The following is a 20,808-nucleotide window of genomic DNA, read 5'->3' on the forward strand; positions in this document are numbered from 1 at the left end:
TTCCCGCGAGCGAAGTGTGTTGCGGTGGAGGTCAGCGGTGGGTCGCCACCGCCGGGTCAGGCGAGGTGAAAGTACTCGTGCAACTGGAGCATCGTCGAGTCGGGAGCGGCGTCTTCGACGAAGAAGCCAGCCATGGTCGCCTGCCAGCGGGCGTTGACGTCGGTGCGGTCCATCTCGGCCCGAGCACGATCGAAGTCGTCGGTCTCGAGGTACCCGACGACGAGCCCGTCCTGCTTGTTGAGGAACAGGGAGTAATTACGCCACCCACATGCGGTGAGAGCCTCGAGCATCTCCGGCCAGACCGTCTCGTGGGCGGCCAGGTACTCTTCGACCCGTTCCGGCTTGAGGTGCATGAGGAAACAGACGCGGTTGTTGGTTCCGGATGTCATGCGTTGAGCTCCTTGATCATGGTGGCGTGGTCGACGCGAGGCACGTCATGGTGACGGATTCAGTGGGAGCGAGGCTCGTGGTATCCGCTGGATGTGCCCGGCAGACGAGAGAAATGAAATGTTTCAATTTGGTCATTTGTATCACGAGTTTCATCCCGGTCAAGAGTGCGGTCGGGGGATGTGGGCCGGTTCGCCGCTACGCTGGCAGAATCAGCCACGGAGGATTCGATATGGGAATGAGTGTGCGCGACGTTGCGACACGCGCCGGAGTTTCGGTGGGAACCGTCTCCAACGTACTCAATCGACCAGACAAGGTTTCGCCGCGAACGGTGGCACGGGTACGTGCCGCGATTGACGAACTCGGGTTCGTGCGGAATGACGCCGCGCGCCAACTTCGCGCCGGGCGCAGCCTCAGTATCGGGTTGATCGTGCTCGACGTCTCGAACCCCTTTTTCACGGATGTCGCACGCGGCGCCGAGGATCGCGCCGTCGAGGACGGGCTCACTGTGCTCCTTGGGAACAGCGATGAGAGGTCGGACCGCGAGGCAGCCTACGTCGACCTGTTCGAAAAGCAGCGGGTGCACGGCGTGCTTATCTCCCCGGTCGGTGACGCGAGTGATCCTCTCGAGGGGCTCCATCGCCGTGGCATTCCGACCGTGCTCGTCGACCGGCAGACGGCGGACGAACGTTTCTCGTCGGTCGCCGTCGACGACGTTGCCGGCGGTTATCTTGCGGTGCGGCACCTCATTGAGACCGGTCGCCGCCGGATCGCGTTCGTCGGTGGCCCCGCTGACCTGCGCCAGGTGGCCGATCGACTGGCGGGAGCGCGGAAAGCTGTGGCCGAGACCGAAGGCGTCACCCTCGAGCAGATCGAAACCGGCGCCCTCACGGTGCTGCAGGGGCGGAAGCTCGGCGAAGCCATCCGTGAGCGGCCGGCCGACGAGTTGCCCGATGCCTTGTTCGCCGCGAACGACCTCGTGGCCATGGGGCTGCTGCAGGCGTTCAGCATGCTCGGTACGTTGAACGTTCCCGACGACATCGCGATTATCGGCTACGACGACATCGACTTCGCGACAGCAGCAATCGTGCCGCTGTCTTCGATCCGGCAGCCGAGCACTCTGATCGGGTCGACCGCCGTCGATCTGCTGATGCGCGAAGCGAAGTCCCCGGACGACTTCGAACGCGAGCACATCGTCTTTCAGCCCGAGCTCGTCATCCGGGAGTCGACGGCCCCGCGCGGCTAGTCGCGCGAGGTGGGGCCGTCCGCGTCCACGAGCCGGCGGGCATCCGTCGACTTCGGGCGCTGGCGCTGGACCTGCCCGGTGAGCGCGGGCAGGGAGATCGGCGACGTCATGGCGATCTGGTCCGAGAAGTCCTCGGGAACGATCGACGACACCGGCAGCGGCTTGCCCGCGTGGGTGACAACGAGACGCCAGCGTGAAAGCGGGTGACGCTGCAGGCGCAGCCTCCTCGCGACAACAGCCCAGGTCAGGGCGAAGACACAAGCGATGGCTGCGGCGACACCGGCAGCAGCGAGGGCCCAGCGGGGACCCCACGCGTTCGCGATGCCACCGACGATCGGCGCACCGAACGGAGTTCCGCCCATCAGCACCGCCATGTACAGCGCCATGACGCGACCGCGCACCGCGGCATCCGTTGTCGTCTGCACGAAGGCGTTGGCCGTCGTGAGCATGGTGACCGTGGCGAAACCGATGAAGATGAGCGCGGCGGCGAAGGTCCAGAACGTCGGCATGACGGATGCCGTGAACGCGGCAACCGCAAACAAACCGACGGCAGCGATGATCACGCGCATGCGGGCCCGGTCACGCCGGGCTGCGAGCAGGGCGCCGGTGAGTGACCCGATCGCGAGGATGGATGAGAGCAGGCCGTAGTCTCCGGCGCCTCCACCGAGCTCGACCGCCATCGTCGACGCGAAGATCGGGAAGTTCATGCCGAACGCACCCATGATGAACACGATGAGAAAGATCACGCCAAGGTCGGGGCGGGACCGAACGTACCGGAATCCCTCCGCGAGCTGCCCGCGTTGCCGTGGTGCACGGGGGTGCGATCGCAGCGAGCTCGTGCGTAGCTTGTAGAGCGCGAAGAGCACGGCGAGGAAAGTGAAGCCGTTGACGATGAAGACCCAGCCGGAGCCGATCGCAACGATCAGCAGGCCGGCGATGGCGGGGCCGATCATTCGCGCGGCGTTGAAGGATGCGGAGTTGAGCGCGACAGCGTTCGACATGTTGTGCTCGTCGACGAGGTCGGAGACGAAGGTCTGGCGAGCAGGGCCATCGACGGCGTTGACGATGCCGAGCAGGAGGGCAAAGACGTAGAGGTGCCACAGTTCGGCGTGGCCGAGCAGAAGCAGGAGTCCGAGGGCGACCCCGAGCATCATGAGCACCGACTGGGTGATCATGAGGATCTTGCGGCGGTCGAACCGGTCGGCGATAAGACCCGTGATCGGAACGAGCAGAAGCTGAGGCCCGAACTGCAGGGCCATCGTGATGCCGACGGCGACAGCATCGTTGTCGGTCAGGACGGTGAGCACCACCCAGCTCTGGGTGGTGGACTGCATCCACGCGCCGATGTTCGACACGAGCGCGCCGATGAACCACAACCGGTAGTTGTAGCTCGAAAGAGAACGGAACATTGCACTCACTGGGTGGCGAGTCTCCTCATCAGGTCTGCGGCTTTCGCCAGGGTTTCTCTGTCGGTGGGGTCAAGGGTGCGCAACTGGTGGTGAAGCCAGGCGTCCCGTTTCTTGACTGTCTCTTTCACGATTGCCGTACCGGCATCCGTCAGTTCGATGGTGACTCGGCGCTTGTCTGCTGCGTCGGCGATGCGGGTGAGGTAACCCGATTCCTCGAGGCAGTTCACCGTGCGGTTCATCGACGGGGCAGAGACATGGTCGCGTTCAGCCAGGCCGGTCAGGGTGTGGGGTCCGTGGCTGTACAGGCCGCCGAGCACCGAGAACTGGCCATCGCTGAGCTCGTCATTCGCACGTTCGTTACGAAGTCGGCGTGCCAGCCGGAAGGTTCCCATGCGCAGGTCTGCTGCCTGCTCCGCGATTGTTTTAGCCACGAAGGTCAAGTTTAGCAAATTCATTAGCAAAGGTAAAGGTGTGATTAGCGAGGCTAACTAACGGTGCCCTCCGGCTGCCGGTGGTTGTGCCACTACTCTGGGGAAATGACCGAAGACGATCAGACCGGGGCGGATGCCGCCTCCCCCGAAACCCGGACCCTCACCGATGCCCAGGGCGTCACGATCTACTACTACGTCTGGCCGGTGCGACAGCCGAAAGCGGTCATCCACCTCAGTCACGGCGTCGGAGAGCACGCCCGGCGTTATGCGGCGCTCGCCGCCGACCTCAACGCCGCCGGATACACAGTTGTTGCCGACGATCACCGGGGTCACGGGCAGACCGGCGTCAACCATCTCGGTGTCGGCAAGCTCGGCGAGAAGCCCACGAAGACGGCGGTCGCGTCGGTGCAGCTCGTCGGCGAACACCTGCGCGAGGACTACCGTGACTTTCCGCTCGTGTTGCTCGCCCACAGCTGGGGTTCGTTTATGGCGCAGAAGGTCATCAACCGTACGAGCATCTACGACGCCGTTGTGCTCAGCGGGTCGTCACTCTCCGTCCTTGGGGTAGTCGGCAGCGGCAACTACAACAAGAAATGGACGTCGCCGACGGCCACCGGGCTTGAGTGGCTCAGCCGTGACGAAGCCGTCTGGGCGGCGTTCGCTGCCGACAAGTACAACTTCGACGTCGCGGTGACCCCGGCGTGGACGACAGTGCAGGCGTTAACGTATCTCGGGCGTCCGCCGCGGTCGATGCCACGCGACATCCCGATGCTCATCCAGGGCGGCGCGAACGACCCGCTCGGCGGCACCCGCGGCCTGACGCTGCTGCGCGACGCGTATGTGAAACGGGCGAAGTTGAGCGACGTGACGCTGCACATCTACCCGGAGGCGAGGCACGAGATCTACAACGAGACGAACCGCGACGAGATCATTGCCGACCTCGTCGAGTGGCTCGACGCGCACGTGACGCCGGGTGGCTGAGCGGATGCCGCGAGCTCAGTAGCGGTGCGCGGCCCCGTCTGCCGGAACGTTGAACGCGTACAGCCGCGCTGTGCCCGCGGAATATTCGAGTGCCGTCACCGAGCAGTTCTGCACGGCGGGCATGAGCTCGCGGTAGCGGTTCGGGTCGGTGCCGAGCAGATGGCAGAGCACGAGCCGGAGCGCTGTGCCGTGGCACGACACGAGGACCCGGCCGTCCGGGAACGCCGCTTCGATCCGGTCGAACGCCCGCAGATAACGTGTGATGCCGTCGAGTCCGCGCTCGCCGCCTGGCAGAACCTCTTCGGCGGGCCGGGCGATGAACGCGTCGACAGCGGCAGAATGCTCGGGCCGCAACTCATCGAGAGTGCGTCCTTCTCCCACGCCGAACCCGACCTCGGAGAGATCCGGGTCGGTTTCGACTATTTCGCCGATTGCCCGCGCGCTCGGCTCGGCCGTCATCACGGCCCTGCCCAGGGTTGACGAATAGACAGCGTCGAGACGAGCATCCGCCGACCACAGGGCCAGCGCCTCCGCCTGACGGAGGCCCTCATCGGTCAGGCCGACATCCGCCTTCCCCGCGTACCGGTGCTCCGCATGCCAGAAGGTTTCGCCGTGCCGGGCCAGGAAGAGAGTTGTCATGTGTCCATTGTCCTCCTCGCTCCTCGAATTCGCTCCCGACCCCGCAGCTAGGCTGAACTCATGCATGGTGAGTACAAAGTTCCCGGCGGCAAACTCGTCGTCGTCGACCTCGATGTCGTCGACGGCAAAATAGCGAACTTCCGCCTCGCTGGCGACTTCTTTCTCGAGCCGGACTCCGCACTCGACGACATCAACCGAGCCGTCGAAGGACTTCCGGCCGAAACGGATGCCGCGTCGCTGGCATCCGCTATTCGCCGCGGGCTTCCCCAAGACGCGACCCTTCTCGGCTTCAGCCCGGAATCCGTCGGCACCGCGATCCGCCGGTCCCTCGCGGGCGCTGCCGACTGGAAGGACTTCGACTGGCAGTTGATCCACACCGACGCCGTTCCTCCCCGGGTTCACCTGGCGCTGGACGAGGTGCTCACCGCCGAGGTCGGCGCCGGCAGACGCGGACCCACGCTTCGGATCTGGGAGTGGGATGAATCGGCGGTTGTGCTCGGAAGCTTCCAGTCGGTGAAGAACGAGGTCGACGTCGAGCAAGCCGCCGCGAATGGATTCGAGGTTGTTCGCCGGATCTCGGGTGGTGGCGCGATGCTCATGAAGAAGGGGCAGGTGATCACCTACTCGCTCTACGTGCCAGCCGAACTCGTGCAGGGAATGACCTTCGCCGACAGTTACGCCTACCTCGACGACTGGGTGCTGACCGCACTGCAGTCGCTCGGAATCGACGCGAGCTACCAGCCCCTCAACGACATCACGAGCCCGGCGGGCAAGATCGGCGGCGCGGCCCAAAAGCGGCTTGGCAGCGGTGCCGTTCTGCACCACGTCACGATGAGCTACGACATGGACGGCGAGCTCATGGCGCGGGTCCTCCGGATCGGCCGGGAGAAACTCAGCGACAAGGGAACCAAGTCTGCCGCCAAGCGGGTCGACCCACTCCGGAGCCAGACGGGACTTACTCGCGCCGAGATCATCGAGCGAATGAAAGACACCTTTGTGAGCCTCACCGGCGCTCACGTCGGCGATATAACGTCCGAGGAGTATGCGGCGGCTGAGGCCCTCGCCGAATCCAAGTTCGCTTCACCGGCGTGGCTGAACCGGGTGCCGTGAGCGACGACCTCGTCTCGGACGAACAGCCGGGCAGCATCGTCAACGGAACGATCTCGATTGCGGTGCCCGTCCAGGTGCCGACCGGCAACGTCGTGTACTTCGGCGACAACCTCGAGATCCTGCCGACGCTCGCCGATGAGTCCGTCACCCTCGTCTACATCGACCCACCATTCAACACCGGGCGACAGCAGAAACGCCACGAGACGAGCAGCGTCCGCTCGGAGCCTGGTAGCGCGGGAACCGTCGGATTCAAGGGCCAGAGCTATGAACGCATTCGCGGCGCGCTCAAGCGGTACGACGATGCGTTCGATGATTACTGGGCGTTTCTCGAGCCCCGGCTCGTCGAAGCGTGGCGGCTCCTCGCCGATGACGGCACGCTCTACCTTCACCTCGACTACCGCGAAGCGCACTACGCAAAGGTTCTCCTCGACGCCATCTTCGGTCGTGACTCATTTCTCAACGAGCTCATCTGGGCGTACGACTACGGTGCCAAGTCCAAGAGCCGTTGGCCGACGAAGCACGACACGATCCTCGTCTACGTCAAGAACCCGAAGCAGTACTACTTCAATTCGGATGCCGTCGACCGCGAACCGTATATGGCGCCGGGTCTCGTGACGGCGGAGAAGGCAGAGCGTGGCAAGCTCCCGACCGACGTCTGGTGGCACACCATCGTGTCACCGACCGGCAGGGAAAAGACCGGCTATCCGACCCAGAAGCCGATCGGTGTTCTGCGCCGGATCATTCAGGCGTCGAGCCGTGAGGGCGACCTCGTGCTCGACTTCTTTGCCGGCAGTGGCACCACCGGAGCCGTCGCCGCCGCACTCGGCCGCCGGTTCACCCTTATCGACCAAAATCCAGAAGCACTGTCCGTGATGCAGAAGCGCCTCGACGGCCTCCCCGTCGAGTGGCGCTCATCCCCTCCCGTGGAAGGAACCACCCCATGAAATTCCGGATCTTCACCGAACCCCAGCAGGGCGCCAGCTACGAGGACCTCCTGGCCGTCGCCCAGGCGTCTGAGCGACTCGGCTTCGACGCGTTCTTCCGCAGCGACCACTACATGGTCATGGGCGATCACTTCTCCGGGCTGCCAGGACCGACCGATGCGTGGACGTCACTCGCCGGCCTCGCTCGCGAGACGACGAGCATCCGTCTCGGCACTCTCGTTTCGAGCGTGACCTACCGACCGCCGGGAATCCTCGCGATTCAGGTGGCGCAGGTCGACGCGATGTCGAACGGCCGCGTCGAGCTCGGGCTCGGCACCGGCTGGTTCGAAGAGGAACACGCCGCTTACGGCATACCGTTCCCGCCTAAGCGGTTCGGGATGCTCGAGGAGCAGCTGGAGATCGTCACCGGCCTGTTCGAGACGCCGGTCGGCGACACCTATTCGTTCACGGGCAAGCACTACACGCTGACCGATTCACCGGCGCTGCCGAAGCCGGTGCAGTCACGGCTGCCGATCATCGTGGGAGGCGGAGGGCCGAAGCGAACCCCGGCACTCGCAGCCCGGTTCGCCACCGAGTTCAATCTGCCGTTCGTGCCGTTCGATCAGATCCGCGGCAAGTTCGCCGGCGTTCGTGACGCGTGTGAGGCGATCGAGCGCGACCCGAACGAGCTCGTCTACTCGGCGGCATTTGTCGCCGCCGCCGGGGCCGATGAAGCGGAGTACGTGCGGCGCGCTGGCGCGATCGGCCGGGAGCCGGGTGAGCTTCGCGAGAACGGTCTCGCCGGCACCCCGTCGGAGATCATCGACCGGCTCGGCGCCCTGCAGGACGACGGTGTCGAAACCGTCTACCTGCAGATCCTCGACCTGAGCGACCTCGAGCACCTCGAGTTCCTCGCGGCGGAGGTCGTGCCGCAGCTCGGCTAGCCGCCTCGACTACTTCGTTGGTCGAGTAGCGAGCGCCAGCGAGCGTATCGAGACCACGATCGAGACACAATCTCGATACGCGGGCTCGCTTCGCTCGCTACTCGATCAGCGATGCTTTTCGATCAGCGATGCTTTCAGCGATTACGCGTCGAGCTGAGCGAGGTCCGCCTCAAGCGCGACCCACGCGAGCATCGCGCACTTGACGCGGGCGACGTACTTCGAGACGCCCTCGAGCACGATCGCATCGCCGAGCAACTCGTCGTCGTCGTCGATGCCGGCGCCGCGCGAGTGCATGAGCTCCCGAAACAGCGCGATCCGCTGCCGGGCATCGTCGAGCGAGAGACCGGGTGCGAGGTCGGTGAGGAGCGAAGCGGATGCCATCGAAATGGAGCATCCGGCTCCTTCCCAGGTGATCGACGAGATGACACCGTCGGTCACATGCAGTTGGAGGGTGAGCTCGTCTCCGCAGGTCGGGTTCACCTGGTGACTCGAGGCATCGGCATCCGGTGCGAGCCCGAAGCCGTGCTTCTCGCGCGAGTGGTCGAGAATCACCTGCTGGTACAGGCCGGCAAGGTCACCGCTCATGATGCGACTCCAAAGAACGACCGCACGGCGCCCATGCCGTCGATCACGGCATCGACGTCGGCGGTGGTGTTGTAGAGGTAGGCGCTCGCCCGCGTCGACGCCGTGACGCCGAGGCGGCGATGCAGCGGTTGTGCACAGTGGTGGCCGACGCGCACGGCGATGCCGCGGTCGTCGAGAAACTGGCCGACATCATGGGCGTGAACGCCGTCGACATCGACGCTCGCGAGCCCGGCGCGGTGAACGCCGGCTCCGGGTCCGAGCACTCGGACACCGGGGAGGGCACTGAATCCCTCGACGAGCCGGGCGCCGAGTTCCGACTCCCAGGCTTCGATCCGGTCGACCCCGACAGCGGTGAGGTAGTCAACCGCGGCGGCGAGGGCGATCGCTTGCGACACCTTTTGCGTGCCTGCTTCGAAGCGCTGCGGGGCGGGCAGGTATCCGGATGCCTCGAGAGTCACGGTCGTGATCATCGATCCGCCGGTGAGGAACGGAGGAAGAGCGTCGAGAAGTTCGGCGCGGCCGTAGAGCACGCCGACACCGGTCGGCGCGAGCATCTTGTGCCCGGAGAACACGGCGAAGTCGACGTCGAGAGAGGCGAGATCGAGAACGCGATGGGGAGCCGACTGGCAGGCGTCGAGCACGACGAGGGCGCCGACGTCGTGCGCGAGGCGCACAAGATCCTCGACCGGGTTGATCACGCCGGTCACGTTGGAGATGTGGCTGAACGCCACGAGTTTCGTGCGCGAGTTGATGATCCGCTCGGCCTCGTCCATGCGGAGAGCGCCGTCGTCATCGACAGGAATGTGCCGCAACGTCGCGCCGGTTCGCGCGGCGAGTTCCTGCCACGGCACGAGGTTGGCGTGGTGTTCGCCCTCGGTGGTGACGATCTCGTCACCCTCGCGGAGAACGAAGCGGGCGGCATCCACCCCACCGCGACCGATGCTCGCGTTCGACATCCCGTACGCGATGAGGTTGAGGCCCTCGGTGGCGTTTGACGTCCAGACGATTTCGTTCTCGCGGGCGCCGACGAAGCGCGCGACGGTGGCTCGGGCATTCTCGAACAGCTCGGTCGCATTCGCGGCGAGCGTATGGGCGCCGCGGTGCACGGCGGAATTGTCGTGCTCGTAGAACGAGCGTTCAGCATCGAGCACGCTCGCCGGCTTCTGAGAGGTGGCGCCGGAGTCGAGGTAGATCAGCTCGTGCCCGTGAACTCGCTGATTCAGCGCCGGAAAGTCCCGGCGCAGAAGGAGCACCTCGGCGTCGGCCAGCGGCGTGGTGTCCAGCGCTGTCGTCGTGTCGGTGGGGTGGGGCATTGCACAACTCGCGATCTGTCTGGAGGAAACGGATGTCGGCGGGCGGAATCATCCGTCGTTCCCGGCGTCCACCACTTTCAAGCACGGGGAGACGCGGGGTATTCCTATTGTCCTGCGCGCGGCTGGGAATGCCCAACTACCGTGACTCGAGCGAGTCCGTCAGGCAGATTCCCGAACGACGAGTCGCGTCGGCATGATGGTGGCCCGGTCGACCTCGTCGCCGTCAATGAGTCGCACGACGATCTCCGCCATCTTGGCGCCCATCTCGACGGGGGCCTGGTTCACCGTGGTGAGAGTCGGGCTGACCGTTGCCGCATAGCGGTCGTCGTCGTAGCCGACAACGGCGATGTCGCCCGGTATCGACAACCCGGCCTCGCGGATCACCGAGTAAGCGCCCGCGGCGAGCTGGTCGCTGAACGCGAACAGTCCATCGATGGGAACGCCGCGCGCGAGGATCCGACGCATGGCAGCGGCACCGTCGTCGGGGGAATAGTCACCATATTCGACGAGGGAATCGTCGAGACCGGCGGATGCCATGGCATCCCGCCAGCCGCGAAGACGGTCGAGACCCGGGGGCATGTCCTGCGGCCCCGCGATCGTCGCGATGGAGCGGCATCCGCGTTCGATGAGGTGCTGCGTGGCGACGCGGGCGCCTGACACGTTGTCGACGTCGACATAGTGGCCGAGCGTCGAGTCGCGGCTGATCGGCCGGCCGCCGAAAACGATCGGGAGCTTTTGCCCCAGGTCGGTATAGGAATGGTCGCCGGAGTGGTGCGAAACCACGAGCGCCCCGTCGACGTTTCCGCCGAGAAGGTAGCGCCTCGTCTTGTCCGACTTGGTCTCCGACGCGATGAGAAGGTTGAGCGTGTAGTCCGTCTCTGCGAGGTGGAGCGCGACGCCCTGCACGACCGACGCGAAGAACGGGTCGGCGAAGACCTTTGCCGTCGACTCGGGCACGACGAGCGCGATGACTTGCGTCTTGCGACTCGCGAGTGAGCGCGCGGCCCGGTTCGGCACATAGTTCAGTTCGGCGATCGCCGTATTGACGATCGCCGCCACCTCGGCGGTGACCTTGGGGGAGGCGTTGACGACGCGCGATACCGTCGCGCGGGAAACCCCGGCGCGCGCGGCGACCATCTCCAGTGTCGGAGACTGCGACTGGATGCTCATCGTCTCCACCTTCCCCTCAACGGCACCACTCTATTGCGCCAGCATGCCGGTTTTCGCGTCCGCGATGATTCCCGCGTAAGCCAGTCCGGAGTCCTTGATCGTCCGCTCCTGCGTGTCGTAGTCGACCCGGACGATGCCGAACCGCTTGTCGTAGCCCCATGACCACTCGAAGTTGTCGAGAAGCGACCAGACGAAGTAACCGCGAACGTCAGCGCCGTCAGCAATGGCATCCGACACGGCCTGCACGTGGTCGACGACGTACTGGGTGCGTTCGGGGTCATGAACGTGGCCGTCCTCCGAGAGGACGTCTTCGTACGCCGAACCGTTCTCGGTGACGAACAGCGGAGGCATGTTCGGGTACTCCTTGCCCAGACGCACGAGGAGCTTGTGCAGTCCGGACGGGTTCACCTCCCAGTTCATCGCCGTACGCGGCAGCCCGCGGCTCGGGAAGGTGATGTACTCGGAGCCGATCCAGCACGAACGGATGTCACGCTCGGTCGCTCCGGAGTGACCGTCGGTTCCTGAGTCATCCGGGTGACCGGAGACCTGGTCGTCGTGATAGTGGTTCACGCCCAGGAAGTCGATCTTCGTGCCGATGATCTCCATGTCGCCCGGCTGGATGACGTCGCGGAGCCCGAACTGTTCGAGGTCGCTCAGTGCGTCCTCGGGGTACGCGCCGGTGACGATCGGGTCGAGGAAGACCCGGTTCTGCAGAACGTCGAACCGGCGGGCGGCCTCGACGTCGACGGGGTCGTTGGCGTCGAGTGGGATCGCGTTCGAGAGGTTGAGCGTGATGCCGATCTGCTCAGCGCCAAGCTCACGCAGGCGGTTCACGGCGAGGCCGTGGCCGAGGTGCTGGTGGTGAATTGCCGCAACGGCCTTCGCCGGGTCCTGAACGCCGGGAGCGTGAACGCCAGAGGCATAGCCGAGAAGAGAGGAACAGAACGGTTCGTTGAACGTCGTCCAGTTCTTCACGCGGTCGCCGAGGGCGCCATAGACAGTCTCGGCGTAGTCGGCGAAGCGGTGCGCGGTGTCGCGGTTGGCCCAGCCACCCTTCTCTTCGAGCGCCTGCGGCAGGTCCCAGTGGTAGAGGGTCAGCCACGGCAGGATGCCCGCTTCGAGCAGCTCGTCGACGAGTCGCGAGTAGAAGTCGAGGCCTTCAGGGTTCGGCTCGCGGTCGCCGGGGACGACGCGCGCCCAGCTCGTGGAGAAGCGGTACGAGTCGAGTCCGAGCTTCTTCATGATCGCGACATCGGAGGCGTAGCGGTGGTAATGGTCGACAGCTACCTCGAGGTTGTCGCCCTTGGCGACTGCGCCGGGGACGCGAGCGAAAGCATCCCAGATCGAATCCTCTTTGCCGCCTTCGTGGCCGGCGCCTTCGACCTGGGCCGCAGCTGTTGCCGACCCCCAGATGAACGTTGGGGGGAAGTTAATAGTCATTAACCTTTCACTGCTCCTTGCATGATGCCTGAAATGAGTTGCTTACCTGCCACGATAAAGAGAAGAAGCAGGGGAATTGTAGCCATGATGGCTCCCGCGAGGACGATTGAGTAATCAACGTACCTTGCGGACTGAAGTTGGCTGAGTGCCGTCTGCAGGGTCGGGTTGCCGGCGTTGAGCACGATCAGGGGCCAGAGGAAGTCCGTCCAGGCCGTCATGAACGTGAACAGTCCGAGTATCGCCATGGCGGGCCGGGCGGCGGGGACTGCGACGTGCCAGAACGTTGAGATCATGTTGGCCCCGTCCATGCGGGCCGCCTCGAGGAGTTCGTCGGGGATGACATCGATGAGGTACTGGCGCATGAAGAACACGCCGAATGCCGTGACGAGGGTCGGGATGATCACGGCGCCGATCTCGCCGGTCCAGCCGAGCGTGCGCATCACCATGAACAGCGGGATGATGCCGAGCTGGGTCGGGATCGCCATCGTCGCAATGACGAACACCATGAGTCCGTCGCGCCCCTTGAACTTCAGCTTCGCGAAAGCGTAACCGGCGAGGGTGGAGAACGTGATGACCGAGATGGTGATGATGCTCGAGATGAGCACGCTGTTGCCGAGCGCGAGCCAGAACGGAACGGTGTCGAAGACTTCGCCGACGTTCTTCCAGAAGTTGCCGCCGGGAAGAAGTGGCGGCCAGGTCGATCCGAATGCCGCGTTGTCGCGGGTTCCCATCACGAACGACCACCACAGGGGATAGGCCGAGCAGAGGAAGAACACGCCGAGGAGCGAATAGGTCAGCCAGCCAGGCCGCTTATCGATTCCGTAGAACTTGGCCTTGCGCCGCGTGGGGAGGCTCTCGCGAGTCTTCGTTGGGCGGGTGAGTGTGTTCACGCTCATCGGGTGCTCCTTTCTTCTGTCGATGCGGACGGTTCGGTGCTGTCGGCCGGGCCCGGCACGGGGACGGTCTCAGAGAGAACGGATGCCGCGGTGCCCGCACGCACGGTGTCGCGCGCCTGGCGCTGGCGCATTTTGAGCAGACGGCGCTGCGAGCGGGCTTTCGCTCCTCGCCCTTCCGCCGTGGCGATGCTCCGGGAGAGCAGGAAGTTGATCAGCCCGAAGATCACGATGAGCAGGAACAACAGCCAGGCGATCGCTGAAGCCTTGCCGAAGTTCCCGCGGAAGAACGCCATCTCCCACAGGTAGAGCACTGTGGTCTGGAACTGGCGCTGCGATCCACCCGCGGTTACCGGGTCGAACAGGCGCGGCTCGGTGAAGATCTGCAGGCCGCCGATGGTGGCCGTGATGATGACGAAGATCATCGTCGGGCGGATCGAGGGGAGTGTGATGCTGAAGAACCGGCGGGTCGCGCCTGCGCCATCGAGTGCGGCGGATTCGTGGATGTCACGGGGCACCGACTGCATTGCCGCCAGAAGGATCAGGGCGTTGTATCCCGTCCAGCGCCAGTTGACCATGGTCGCGATTGCGATGTGGCTCGGCAGGGTCTCATTCCGCCACATGATCGGATCGATTCCGAAGCTCACGAGGATGTTGTTGAGGAGGCCGTAGTCCTCGCCGAACACATTCGAGAAGATCATCGCGACGGCAACGGGGGTGACGACGTACGGCAGGAGGATGCTCATACGCCAGAAGGTTCTCGCGCGGAGGTTCTGGTCGAGAACGGCGGCGATGATGACGGCGGCGATGAGCTGCGGGATGGTCGAGAGGAAGAAGATGCTGACCGTGTTGAACAGCGAATTCCAGAAGTACCGGTCCCCGAGAACGGCGGTGAAGTTTTCCAGGCCGACGAAGTCGCTCTGGCCCTGGAGCAGATCCCAGTCGTGGAGCGAGACCACGAACGTGTAGACGAGGGGAAAGAGCCCGACGATGGCGAAAAGGATGAAGAAGGGGGCGATGTAGAAGTACGGGGACGCCTTGTGATCGAAGGCACTCAGGCGATGCCTCAGTGAGATCGGCGCCTTGGTCGTCGTTCGCGGCGTGCCGGGAGAAGAACTCTCGACCGGCGGCCTGTTCAGTGTGCTTGTCATGTTCTCGCGTCCAGGTCGGAGGCTCCCGGGATCTCTCCCGGGAGCCTCTCGGTTGGTGTTCCTAGTTGTTGACGACCAGGTCGTTGAGGAGCTGGAGGGCCTGGTCCCAGGCCTCGTCAGCGCTCTTCGTCTTGCCGGTGTCGAGGCTCTTCAGCGCGGGGCCGAAGACGTTCTCCTGAATGAGCGAGTCGTGCGGACCCTTGAACTGGGCGACGACGCCTTCGGCGCGGGATGCGAGGATCGCTCCGGTCGGGGCGTTGTTGAACAGCTCGTTCGGCGTCGCGTCTTCGGCGAGCTTCTTCTGGGCTTCGATGGTGCTCGGGAAGTTGCCGGCTGCCGCGGACTGCTTGATCTGCTGCTCGGGGTCGGTCAGCCACTTGGCCAGTGCTGCTGCTTCCTTCGGGTGCTCCGACGTGGTCGGGACCGAAAGGAATGCGCCGCCCCAGTTGGATGCACCGCCGGGGAAGACGTCAGCGAAGTCCCAGCCGGTGGAGGCGTCGCCGCCGCCGGACTCGAGCGATCCCTTGATGGTTCCGAGCATCCAGCCCGGGCAGACGAAGGTGGCGAAGGAGCCATCAACGAACGCCTTGCCCTTGCCCCAGTCCCACGCCGCCTGGTTGGCCGAGAGGCCGGCGGCGGTTCCTGCTGCGAGCTGGTCGAAACGCTCGCGCATTTCGGTGTTGCCCTCGACGTTCAGTTCGCCGTCCTTGGTGTAGTAGCCCTCGTCGAGCTGGTTGACCATGGAGTTCCAGACGAATCCGGAGTGGTCGTACCAGGCCTTGCCCGTTGCCTTCTTATACTGCTCACCGAGTTCGAAGTAGGTTTCCCAGCTCGCGTCCTCTCCACCGAAGAGTTCAGCGACGGCTTCACGGTCGCTCGGCAGGCCGGCCGCTTCGAAGAGCTTGCCGTTGTAGCAGAGGCCCTGCGGGCCGATGTCCGTGCCGTAGCCGATGACGCGGCCGTCGGGGTCTGTTCCCTGCTCGAACTTCCAGGGAACCCAGTTGTCCTTGACGTCTGCTGCGCCGTATTCGTTGAGGTCGACGAACCGGTCGGAGACTCCCATGATCTGGCCGAGCCAGCCCTCTTCGATGGCGACGATGTCGGTGAGGCCGGATCCGGCGGAGATCTTGGTGAAGGCATCGGTGCGGGCGTTTCCGCCCGTGTCGATGTTGTCTGCCTTGATGGTGATGTTCGGGTTGGCCTTCTCGTACTCCTTGTAGAGCTCGTCGTAGCCGAAGGTTCCGAACGTGGTGATGGACAATTCGACCTTCTCGTCACCGGAGCTGGCGGCGCCTTGCGAGGCGCAGCCGGTGGCGAGGAGGGCGAAGGCTGCAGCGCCGGCGATGCCGGTCGAGAGCTTGGTGCGGCGTGAAAGACTCACGGTCACTCCTTTGTGTGTGCGTGGACTGGTCAGTGGCTTCATGAGAGCGCTCTCATTTAGCTGCGTGAGAGCGCTCTCACGAATTAGAGGACAAGCTACGGCGTGGAAAGGCTTGTTGTCAAGTGAGTCATCAGGATCCGTTCACATCCCTCACCTAACATGGGAGTTCACCACCGTCTTCTTGAAGGATTTCCTGTGCCGAGTAGCATCCGTCGTCCCGCCAGCCTCCGGGTACGTACCCGCCGTCTCGCGGCTGTTGCGCTCGTCTCGAGTTCCGCTCTCCTCTGGGCCGGATGCTCCGCGCCCGCTTCGCCGACCGGCTCGCGACCGCAGCCCACAAGTTCATCGACACCGGTCGAGGTTCCGGCGGTCACCGCCGTCTCACCGGCATCCGGTTCGGTGACGGGAGCCACGACACTCACGATCTCGGGAACCGCGCTCGACGACGTCACAACCGTCACCGTCGGAGGCGTTCCCGCAACCGACGTGACCGTAGCCGCCGACGGGACGGTCACCGCCATTACACCTGCGGCGCTCGACTTCCAGCCGGCAGAAGCTGCGATCGTGGTTGCTGCCGGCGATGAAGCGGTGCCGCAGGCGGAGCCGCTGACCTACGCTTATGCCGTTGAAACGCCGCTCGACAAGCAGATGTCGTATGCCCTCAGGCATTGGGACGAGTACAACTTGGCGGAGTGGGGAAACCTTAACCCGGTCGGTGGCGATTGCGCCAACTTCGTCAGCCAGACACTCATCCAACGCGGATGGGTGCAAAACGAGGTGTGGTTCAACAAGAACGCGGCGGCCACGCTCGCGGACTGGAGCCCGGCCTGGGGCTACGTGCCCGCGATGCACGACTGGTTCGCGAGCGACAACGGCCCGGATGTCACGCTGCTGAACCTCGACCAGCGCGACCAGGTCAAGATCGGCGACATCGGCATGTTCGACTGGAACGACAACGACATTCCCGACCACGTGATGCTCGTGTCGAGCGTGAAGGTGGTCGATGGTGTGACCAAGATCGGGTTTGCCAGCCACAACCTCGACGGCCCGTACCGCGACCTCGACGTCACGATCACGGACGAGCACCCCGGGGGTAACGCCTGGTTCTGGAGTGTTCCGGCCTAGCGGGTTACTGTCGGAGCATGGCGGCGTTTTCTCTCGCTCGAACTCTGGCAATTGCCGGACTCGTGCTTGCGCTGCCCGCTCTTGCCGGGTGCTCAGCGAACATTCCTGCTGTCGACCCCGTGGCATCCGCTTCGCCCGGACAACCCGTCGCCGCGTTCTACGGTGACTCGTACACGCGTGGCACCGGCGCGAGTGACCCGGCCCTGCGCTGGTCGACCCGGATTTGTGAGGAACGCGGCTGGGCGGAGTTGAACCCGAGTGTCGACGGACTTGGATATGTGATCAACCGCGGTTTGTTCGGGGAGGATCTGGTCGAGCAGATCGTGGCCGAGGAGCCCGACATCGTGATCGTGACCATGGGCCTCAACGACAACTTCGCCATGCCCGACCGTGCTGCGGAGCTTGAGGAGGCGATTCACGAGGATCTCAGCACGTTCGCGGAGGAGCTTCCTGACGCACGCTTGATCGTCGTCGAGCCGTTTTGGCACCTCGATGAGCGCCCGGCATCGGTCAGCACCATCAACGACTGGGTCGAGAATGCCGCCGAGGATGTGGATGCGGACTTTATCGCCGGAGCGTCACGATGGATGGAGGGTCACCCGGAATGGCTGTCCATGGATGGCGTGCACCCGAACGACGAAGGGTACGCCGCGATCGCTGCGCGAATGGACGAGGAACTCACGAAGCTCGGCCTGTAACACCCCGACGGTGGTCGCCCTGCGACGCGGTCGCGAGCGACCTTGCTCAGGAACCGCTCAACCGGAGTTGCTGGAGCAGTTCCAAACTCTAGGCTCCCAGCGCCTCATCGACGATGCGTTTCGCCTCCGCCTGGACCTGCTTGAGGTGGTCAGTCCCACGGAACGACTCGGCGTAGATCTTGTACACGTCTTCGGTACCACTCGGGCGGGCCGCGAACCAGGCGTTCTCGGTCACGACCTTCACACCACCGACAGCAGCACCGTTGCCCGGCGCCTTACTGAGTTTTGCGAGAATCGGGTCGCCGGCGAGTTCGGTCGCCGCGATGGCGTCGCCGTCGAGCTTGCCGAGCGCGGCTTTCTGCGCCGGGGTCGCGGCGGCGTCGACGCGCTCGTACACGGGGTCGCCGAACTCCTCGGTCAGTTCGCGGTAACGCTCGGACGGAGTCTTACCGGTGACGGCGAGGATCTCGGCCGCGAGCAGGCAGAGCAGGATGCCGTCCTTGTCGGTGGTCCAGACGGTGCCGTCCTTGCGCAGGAAGCTTGCGCCAGCACTCTCTTCACCGCCGAACGCGACCGAGCCGTCGAGGAGTCCGGGGACGAACCACTTGAATCCGACAGGGACCTCTTCGAGCCGGCGACCGAGGGACTCGGCGACCCGATCGATGATCGAACTGGAGACGAGTGTCTTGCCGATCGCGGCATCCTCTGGCCATCCCGACCGGTTGCGGTACAGGTAGTCGATCGCGACGGAGAGAAAATGGTTCGGGTTCATCAGGCCGGCATCCGGGGTGACGATGCCGTGCCGGTCTGAGTCCGCGTCGTTGCCGGTGAGGATGTCGTAGTCGTCGCGATGGGCGAGAACGGATGCCATGGCTGACGGTGACGAGGGATCCATGCGGATCTTGCCGTCCCAGTCGAGCGTCATGAAGCGCCAGGTCGGGTCGACGTGCGGGTTCACAACGGTGAGGTTGAGGCTGTACTTGTCGGCGATCGCCTGCCAGTAGCTGACGCTTGCACCGCCGAGGGGGTCGGCGCCGATGCGGATGCCCGAGTCTCGGATCGCATCCAGGTCGATGATGTTGGCGAGGTCGTCGACGTAGTGAGTGCGGAAGTCGTACGTTTCAACAGCGCTCGGCTCCGCCATTTTCACGTCGACGAGCCCAGCCTCGATGATCTCGTTCGCACGGTTCGCGATCCAGCTCGTTGCGTCGCTGTCTGCCGGGCCGCCGTGCGGCGGGTTGTATTTGAACCCGCCGTCGCCCGGCGGATTGTGGCTGGGAGTGACGACGATGCCGTCAGCCTGGTCGGTCGCTCCGGAGCGGTTCCAGGCCAGGATCGCGTGGCTGAGTGCAGGAGTCGGGACGTAATCGTCGAACTCGTCGACGAGCACACGCACATCGTTTCCGACGAGCACCTTGAGCGCCGTGGTCTGGGCGGGATGGCTGAGTGCGTGGGTGTCGGAACCGATGAACAGCGGACCGGTGATGCCCTGATCGGTTCGGTATTCGACGATCGCCTGCGTTGTCGCCGCGATGTGGTGCTCGTTGAACGCCGTGTTGAACGACGAACCTCGGTGACCGGAGGTGCCGAACACCACCCGCTGCTCCGGAATCGAGACGTCGGGCTTCAGCGCGAAATAGGCTTCGAGGAGGGCGGGGACGTCGATGAGGTCGGACTCAGCTGCTGGGGTACCTGCGCGGTCAGTCATGCCCCCATTGTGGCACCCGGATCGACGCATCCGTCAGGGATTTACTTCCCGGCAGCGGCGACGATAGTGGAGTCCGTGAGCGGGGTCGGGGCAACAGGGCCAAGCGGGCCGCGGTGGCCGGTGGCGATCATGCGGATGCCGTAGAGGCTTTCCGTTCCGTCGCCGAGGTACTTCTCGGCATCGGTGTGGTCATCTGAGCCGACGACGTCATGGGCCCGAACCGCGGTGAGCACCGTTCCGTCGTCGAGTACGGTGCCGTTGCTGCTGAACAACTGCGCGCCCCACTCGGCCGATGCCGGGTTTGCGCGCCCCGACCAGAACTGGCCGCTTCCGGCGATTCCGTCTCCCATGGCTTCTGACGCGAACACGGACTTCGCGGGAATATGGAGGTCATCCAGGTGGATGTCCGCGGGGACTCCCGCCGAGCCGATCATCACGAACGCGTCGACGCCGTGGGAGCCACCTGCGAGCATGATGGCGGCAGTCGTCGAACCGTAGGAGTGGGCGAGGAGCGTCAGCTCAGACGGAATACCCGAGACATCGCGAACAGCCGAGTACCCGTCGAGGTCTTCGGCCAGGCGCACGGCACCGGCTTCGGCGTGGCCGGTCGACACCGTGTCGACCGGTCCGGGGCTTTCGTAGCCCACCCACAAGACGGCGGCGCTGTCTGCCGATGCCTGCTGAATGCGGGTGACGCCACGAAGAAGGTCCTCGGCTTCGCGCACGCTGCTGTTCATGCCCGGCACGAAGAACGTCGTGTACCTCGCGACGTCGAGGTCGCCGACAGCGATCGCAGCGAGCGGCGGCCCGTCGACCGAGAAGTCGAGGCTGACCAGGTACCGTCGTTCGTCGGCTTCCTGCTCCGGGGCGAACAACCGGAGAAGCACCTCGACAGACTCAACACGAGCGGACGCCTCGGCCGCGATCCGCGCGGAGGAGGTGGAAGCTGAGGGGGAGTTCACCTGAGCCAGCGCGCGCCGCTCATCCGCGACGGCCAGGGCCAGTGAGCTCCCGAGGCGGCGAACATTCGCGCGGTCGCGATCGGCGTAACGTGCGCCGTCGAGGTTGCCGATGACATCCGCTTTTTCGTCGATCAGCTCGGTGATGAAGGATCGCGGGAGAGTGCTCCACAGGGTCGCCACCGTCAGCGGCGGAAGAGCGGCGAGGAGATCAGCGGCTGCAGGTGCGCGACCCGCGAACTGCGCTGCGAACTCCATACCGGTCGCGGGAATGGCTTCGACCGTTGTGATAGGTGAGGGAGCTGTGCCCGGCCT

20 protein-coding genes are annotated in these 20,808 nt (G+C 64.7%); 7 read left to right on the top strand and 13 right to left on the bottom strand.

The genetic code is table 11. The features are described from left to right. Positions 1 to 56: 56 nt before the first annotated feature. Positions 57 to 389, bottom strand: coding sequence for an L-rhamnose mutarotase (locus ACWA1Q_RS00825; RefSeq protein WP_463758743.1), 333 nt, complete (start codon positions 387 to 389; stop codon positions 57 to 59). Positions 390 to 619: 230 nt separating this feature from the next. On the opposite strand from ACWA1Q_RS00825, the gene ACWA1Q_RS00830 reads away from it, so the two are divergent. Then, complete coding sequence (locus tag ACWA1Q_RS00830; protein WP_463758745.1) at positions 620 to 1,633, top strand: LacI family DNA-binding transcriptional regulator; 1,014 nt, start codon at positions 620 to 622, stop codon at positions 1,631 to 1,633. Here ACWA1Q_RS00830 and ACWA1Q_RS00835 read toward each other — a convergent pair. Both ACWA1Q_RS00835 and ACWA1Q_RS00840 read right to left on the bottom strand, forming a co-directional pair. After that, positions 1,630 to 3,042, bottom strand: a complete 1,413-nt coding sequence (locus tag ACWA1Q_RS00835; protein ID WP_463758747.1) for an MFS transporter — start codon at positions 3,040 to 3,042, stop codon at positions 1,630 to 1,632. The genes ACWA1Q_RS00830 and ACWA1Q_RS00835 overlap by 4 nt on opposite strands. A gap of 5 nt (positions 3,043 to 3,047) precedes the next feature. After that, positions 3,048 to 3,473: a MarR family winged helix-turn-helix transcriptional regulator gene (locus tag ACWA1Q_RS00840; RefSeq protein WP_463758748.1), complete on the bottom strand. Its 426-nt coding sequence runs from the start codon at positions 3,471 to 3,473 to the stop codon at positions 3,048 to 3,050. 105 nt (positions 3,474 to 3,578) lie between these two features. Between ACWA1Q_RS00840 and ACWA1Q_RS00845 the strand changes: the two genes are divergently transcribed. Beyond that, positions 3,579 to 4,454, top strand: a complete 876-nt coding sequence (locus ACWA1Q_RS00845; protein WP_463758750.1) for an alpha/beta hydrolase — start codon at positions 3,579 to 3,581, stop codon at positions 4,452 to 4,454. Positions 4,455 to 4,469: 15 nt separating this feature from the next. On the opposite strand, the gene ACWA1Q_RS00850 is transcribed toward ACWA1Q_RS00845, so the two are convergent. Continuing rightward, positions 4,470 to 5,093 (bottom strand): histidine phosphatase family protein, encoded by a 624-nt coding sequence (locus ACWA1Q_RS00850; RefSeq protein ID WP_463758752.1) that lies wholly within the window; start codon positions 5,091 to 5,093, stop codon positions 4,470 to 4,472. A 60-nt stretch (positions 5,094 to 5,153) separates the two neighbouring features. On the opposite strand from ACWA1Q_RS00850, the gene ACWA1Q_RS00855 reads away from it, so the two are divergent. Genes ACWA1Q_RS00855 through ACWA1Q_RS00865 form a run of 3 tightly spaced genes read left to right on the top strand, consistent with a single transcriptional unit; the run spans position 5,154 to position 8,070 of the window. Next, the gene (locus tag ACWA1Q_RS00855) at positions 5,154 to 6,203 is read left to right on the top strand and encodes a lipoate--protein ligase family protein (protein ID WP_463758753.1); all 1,050 of its coding nucleotides are present in this window, start codon (positions 5,154 to 5,156) and stop codon (positions 6,201 to 6,203) included. 56 nt (positions 6,204 to 6,259) lie between these two features. Next, the gene (locus tag ACWA1Q_RS00860) at positions 6,260 to 7,147 is read left to right on the top strand and encodes a DNA-methyltransferase (protein ID WP_463760893.1); all 888 of its coding nucleotides are present in this window, start codon (positions 6,260 to 6,262) and stop codon (positions 7,145 to 7,147) included. After that, positions 7,144 to 8,070: an LLM class F420-dependent oxidoreductase gene (locus tag ACWA1Q_RS00865; RefSeq protein ID WP_463758755.1), complete on the top strand. Its 927-nt coding sequence runs from the start codon at positions 7,144 to 7,146 to the stop codon at positions 8,068 to 8,070. Before ACWA1Q_RS00860 ends, ACWA1Q_RS00865 begins: the two co-directional genes overlap by 4 nt. Positions 8,071 to 8,211: 141 nt before the next feature. On the opposite strand, the gene sufU is transcribed toward ACWA1Q_RS00865, so the two are convergent. The 7 genes from sufU to ACWA1Q_RS00900 form a co-directional block, all read right to left on the bottom strand. Beyond that, on the bottom strand, positions 8,212 to 8,655 hold the full coding sequence (sufU, locus tag ACWA1Q_RS00870) for a Fe-S cluster assembly sulfur transfer protein SufU (protein ID WP_463758756.1): 444 nt from the start codon (positions 8,653 to 8,655) through the stop codon (positions 8,212 to 8,214). Continuing rightward, the gene (locus ACWA1Q_RS00875) at positions 8,652 to 9,968 is read right to left on the bottom strand and encodes a cysteine desulfurase (protein WP_463758757.1); all 1,317 of its coding nucleotides are present in this window, start codon (positions 9,966 to 9,968) and stop codon (positions 8,652 to 8,654) included. The genes sufU and ACWA1Q_RS00875 overlap by 4 nt, the downstream gene beginning before the upstream one ends. Positions 9,969 to 10,127: 159 nt before the next feature. Then, entirely contained in the window at positions 10,128 to 11,138 is a 1,011-nt protein-coding gene (locus tag ACWA1Q_RS00880) for a LacI family DNA-binding transcriptional regulator (RefSeq protein ID WP_463758759.1), read from the bottom strand. A 30-nt stretch (positions 11,139 to 11,168) separates the two neighbouring features. Next, positions 11,169 to 12,578 carry a GH1 family beta-glucosidase gene (locus tag ACWA1Q_RS00885; RefSeq protein ID WP_463758761.1) on the bottom strand — a complete coding sequence of 470 codons (1,410 nt, stop codon included), beginning with the start codon at positions 12,576 to 12,578 and terminating at the stop codon, positions 11,169 to 11,171. Next, complete coding sequence (locus ACWA1Q_RS00890) at positions 12,578 to 13,474, bottom strand: carbohydrate ABC transporter permease (RefSeq protein ID WP_463758762.1); 897 nt, start codon at positions 13,472 to 13,474, stop codon at positions 12,578 to 12,580. Before ACWA1Q_RS00890 ends, ACWA1Q_RS00885 begins: the two co-directional genes overlap by 1 nt. Next, entirely contained in the window at positions 13,471 to 14,622 is a 1,152-nt protein-coding gene (locus ACWA1Q_RS00895) for a carbohydrate ABC transporter permease (RefSeq protein WP_463758763.1), read from the bottom strand. Before ACWA1Q_RS00895 ends, ACWA1Q_RS00890 begins: the two co-directional genes overlap by 4 nt. Positions 14,623 to 14,683: 61 nt before the next feature. Further along, on the bottom strand, positions 14,684 to 16,003 hold the full coding sequence (locus ACWA1Q_RS00900) for an ABC transporter substrate-binding protein (protein WP_463758765.1): 1,320 nt from the start codon (positions 16,001 to 16,003) through the stop codon (positions 14,684 to 14,686). 195 nt (positions 16,004 to 16,198) lie between these two features. Here ACWA1Q_RS00900 and ACWA1Q_RS00905 point away from each other — a divergent pair, with 195 nt between their 5' ends. Both ACWA1Q_RS00905 and ACWA1Q_RS00910 read left to right on the top strand, forming a co-directional pair. Beyond that, complete coding sequence (locus ACWA1Q_RS00905) at positions 16,199 to 17,128, top strand: amidase domain-containing protein (RefSeq protein WP_463758767.1); 930 nt, start codon at positions 16,199 to 16,201, stop codon at positions 17,126 to 17,128. A gap of 17 nt (positions 17,129 to 17,145) precedes the next feature. Next, positions 17,146 to 17,826: an SGNH/GDSL hydrolase family protein gene (locus tag ACWA1Q_RS00910; protein ID WP_463758768.1), complete on the top strand. Its 681-nt coding sequence runs from the start codon at positions 17,146 to 17,148 to the stop codon at positions 17,824 to 17,826. 88 nt (positions 17,827 to 17,914) lie between these two features. On the opposite strand, the gene pgm is transcribed toward ACWA1Q_RS00910, so the two are convergent. Then, positions 17,915 to 19,534: a phosphoglucomutase (alpha-D-glucose-1,6-bisphosphate-dependent) gene (gene pgm / locus ACWA1Q_RS00915; RefSeq protein ID WP_463758769.1), complete on the bottom strand. Its 1,620-nt coding sequence runs from the start codon at positions 19,532 to 19,534 to the stop codon at positions 17,915 to 17,917. A gap of 41 nt (positions 19,535 to 19,575) precedes the next feature. Then, complete coding sequence (locus tag ACWA1Q_RS00920) at positions 19,576 to 20,751, bottom strand: alpha/beta hydrolase (protein WP_463758771.1); 1,176 nt, start codon at positions 20,749 to 20,751, stop codon at positions 19,576 to 19,578. Positions 20,752 to 20,808 lie beyond the last annotated feature (57 nt).

Source organism: Mycetocola sp. TRD_SC_2, from assembly GCF_055361225.1.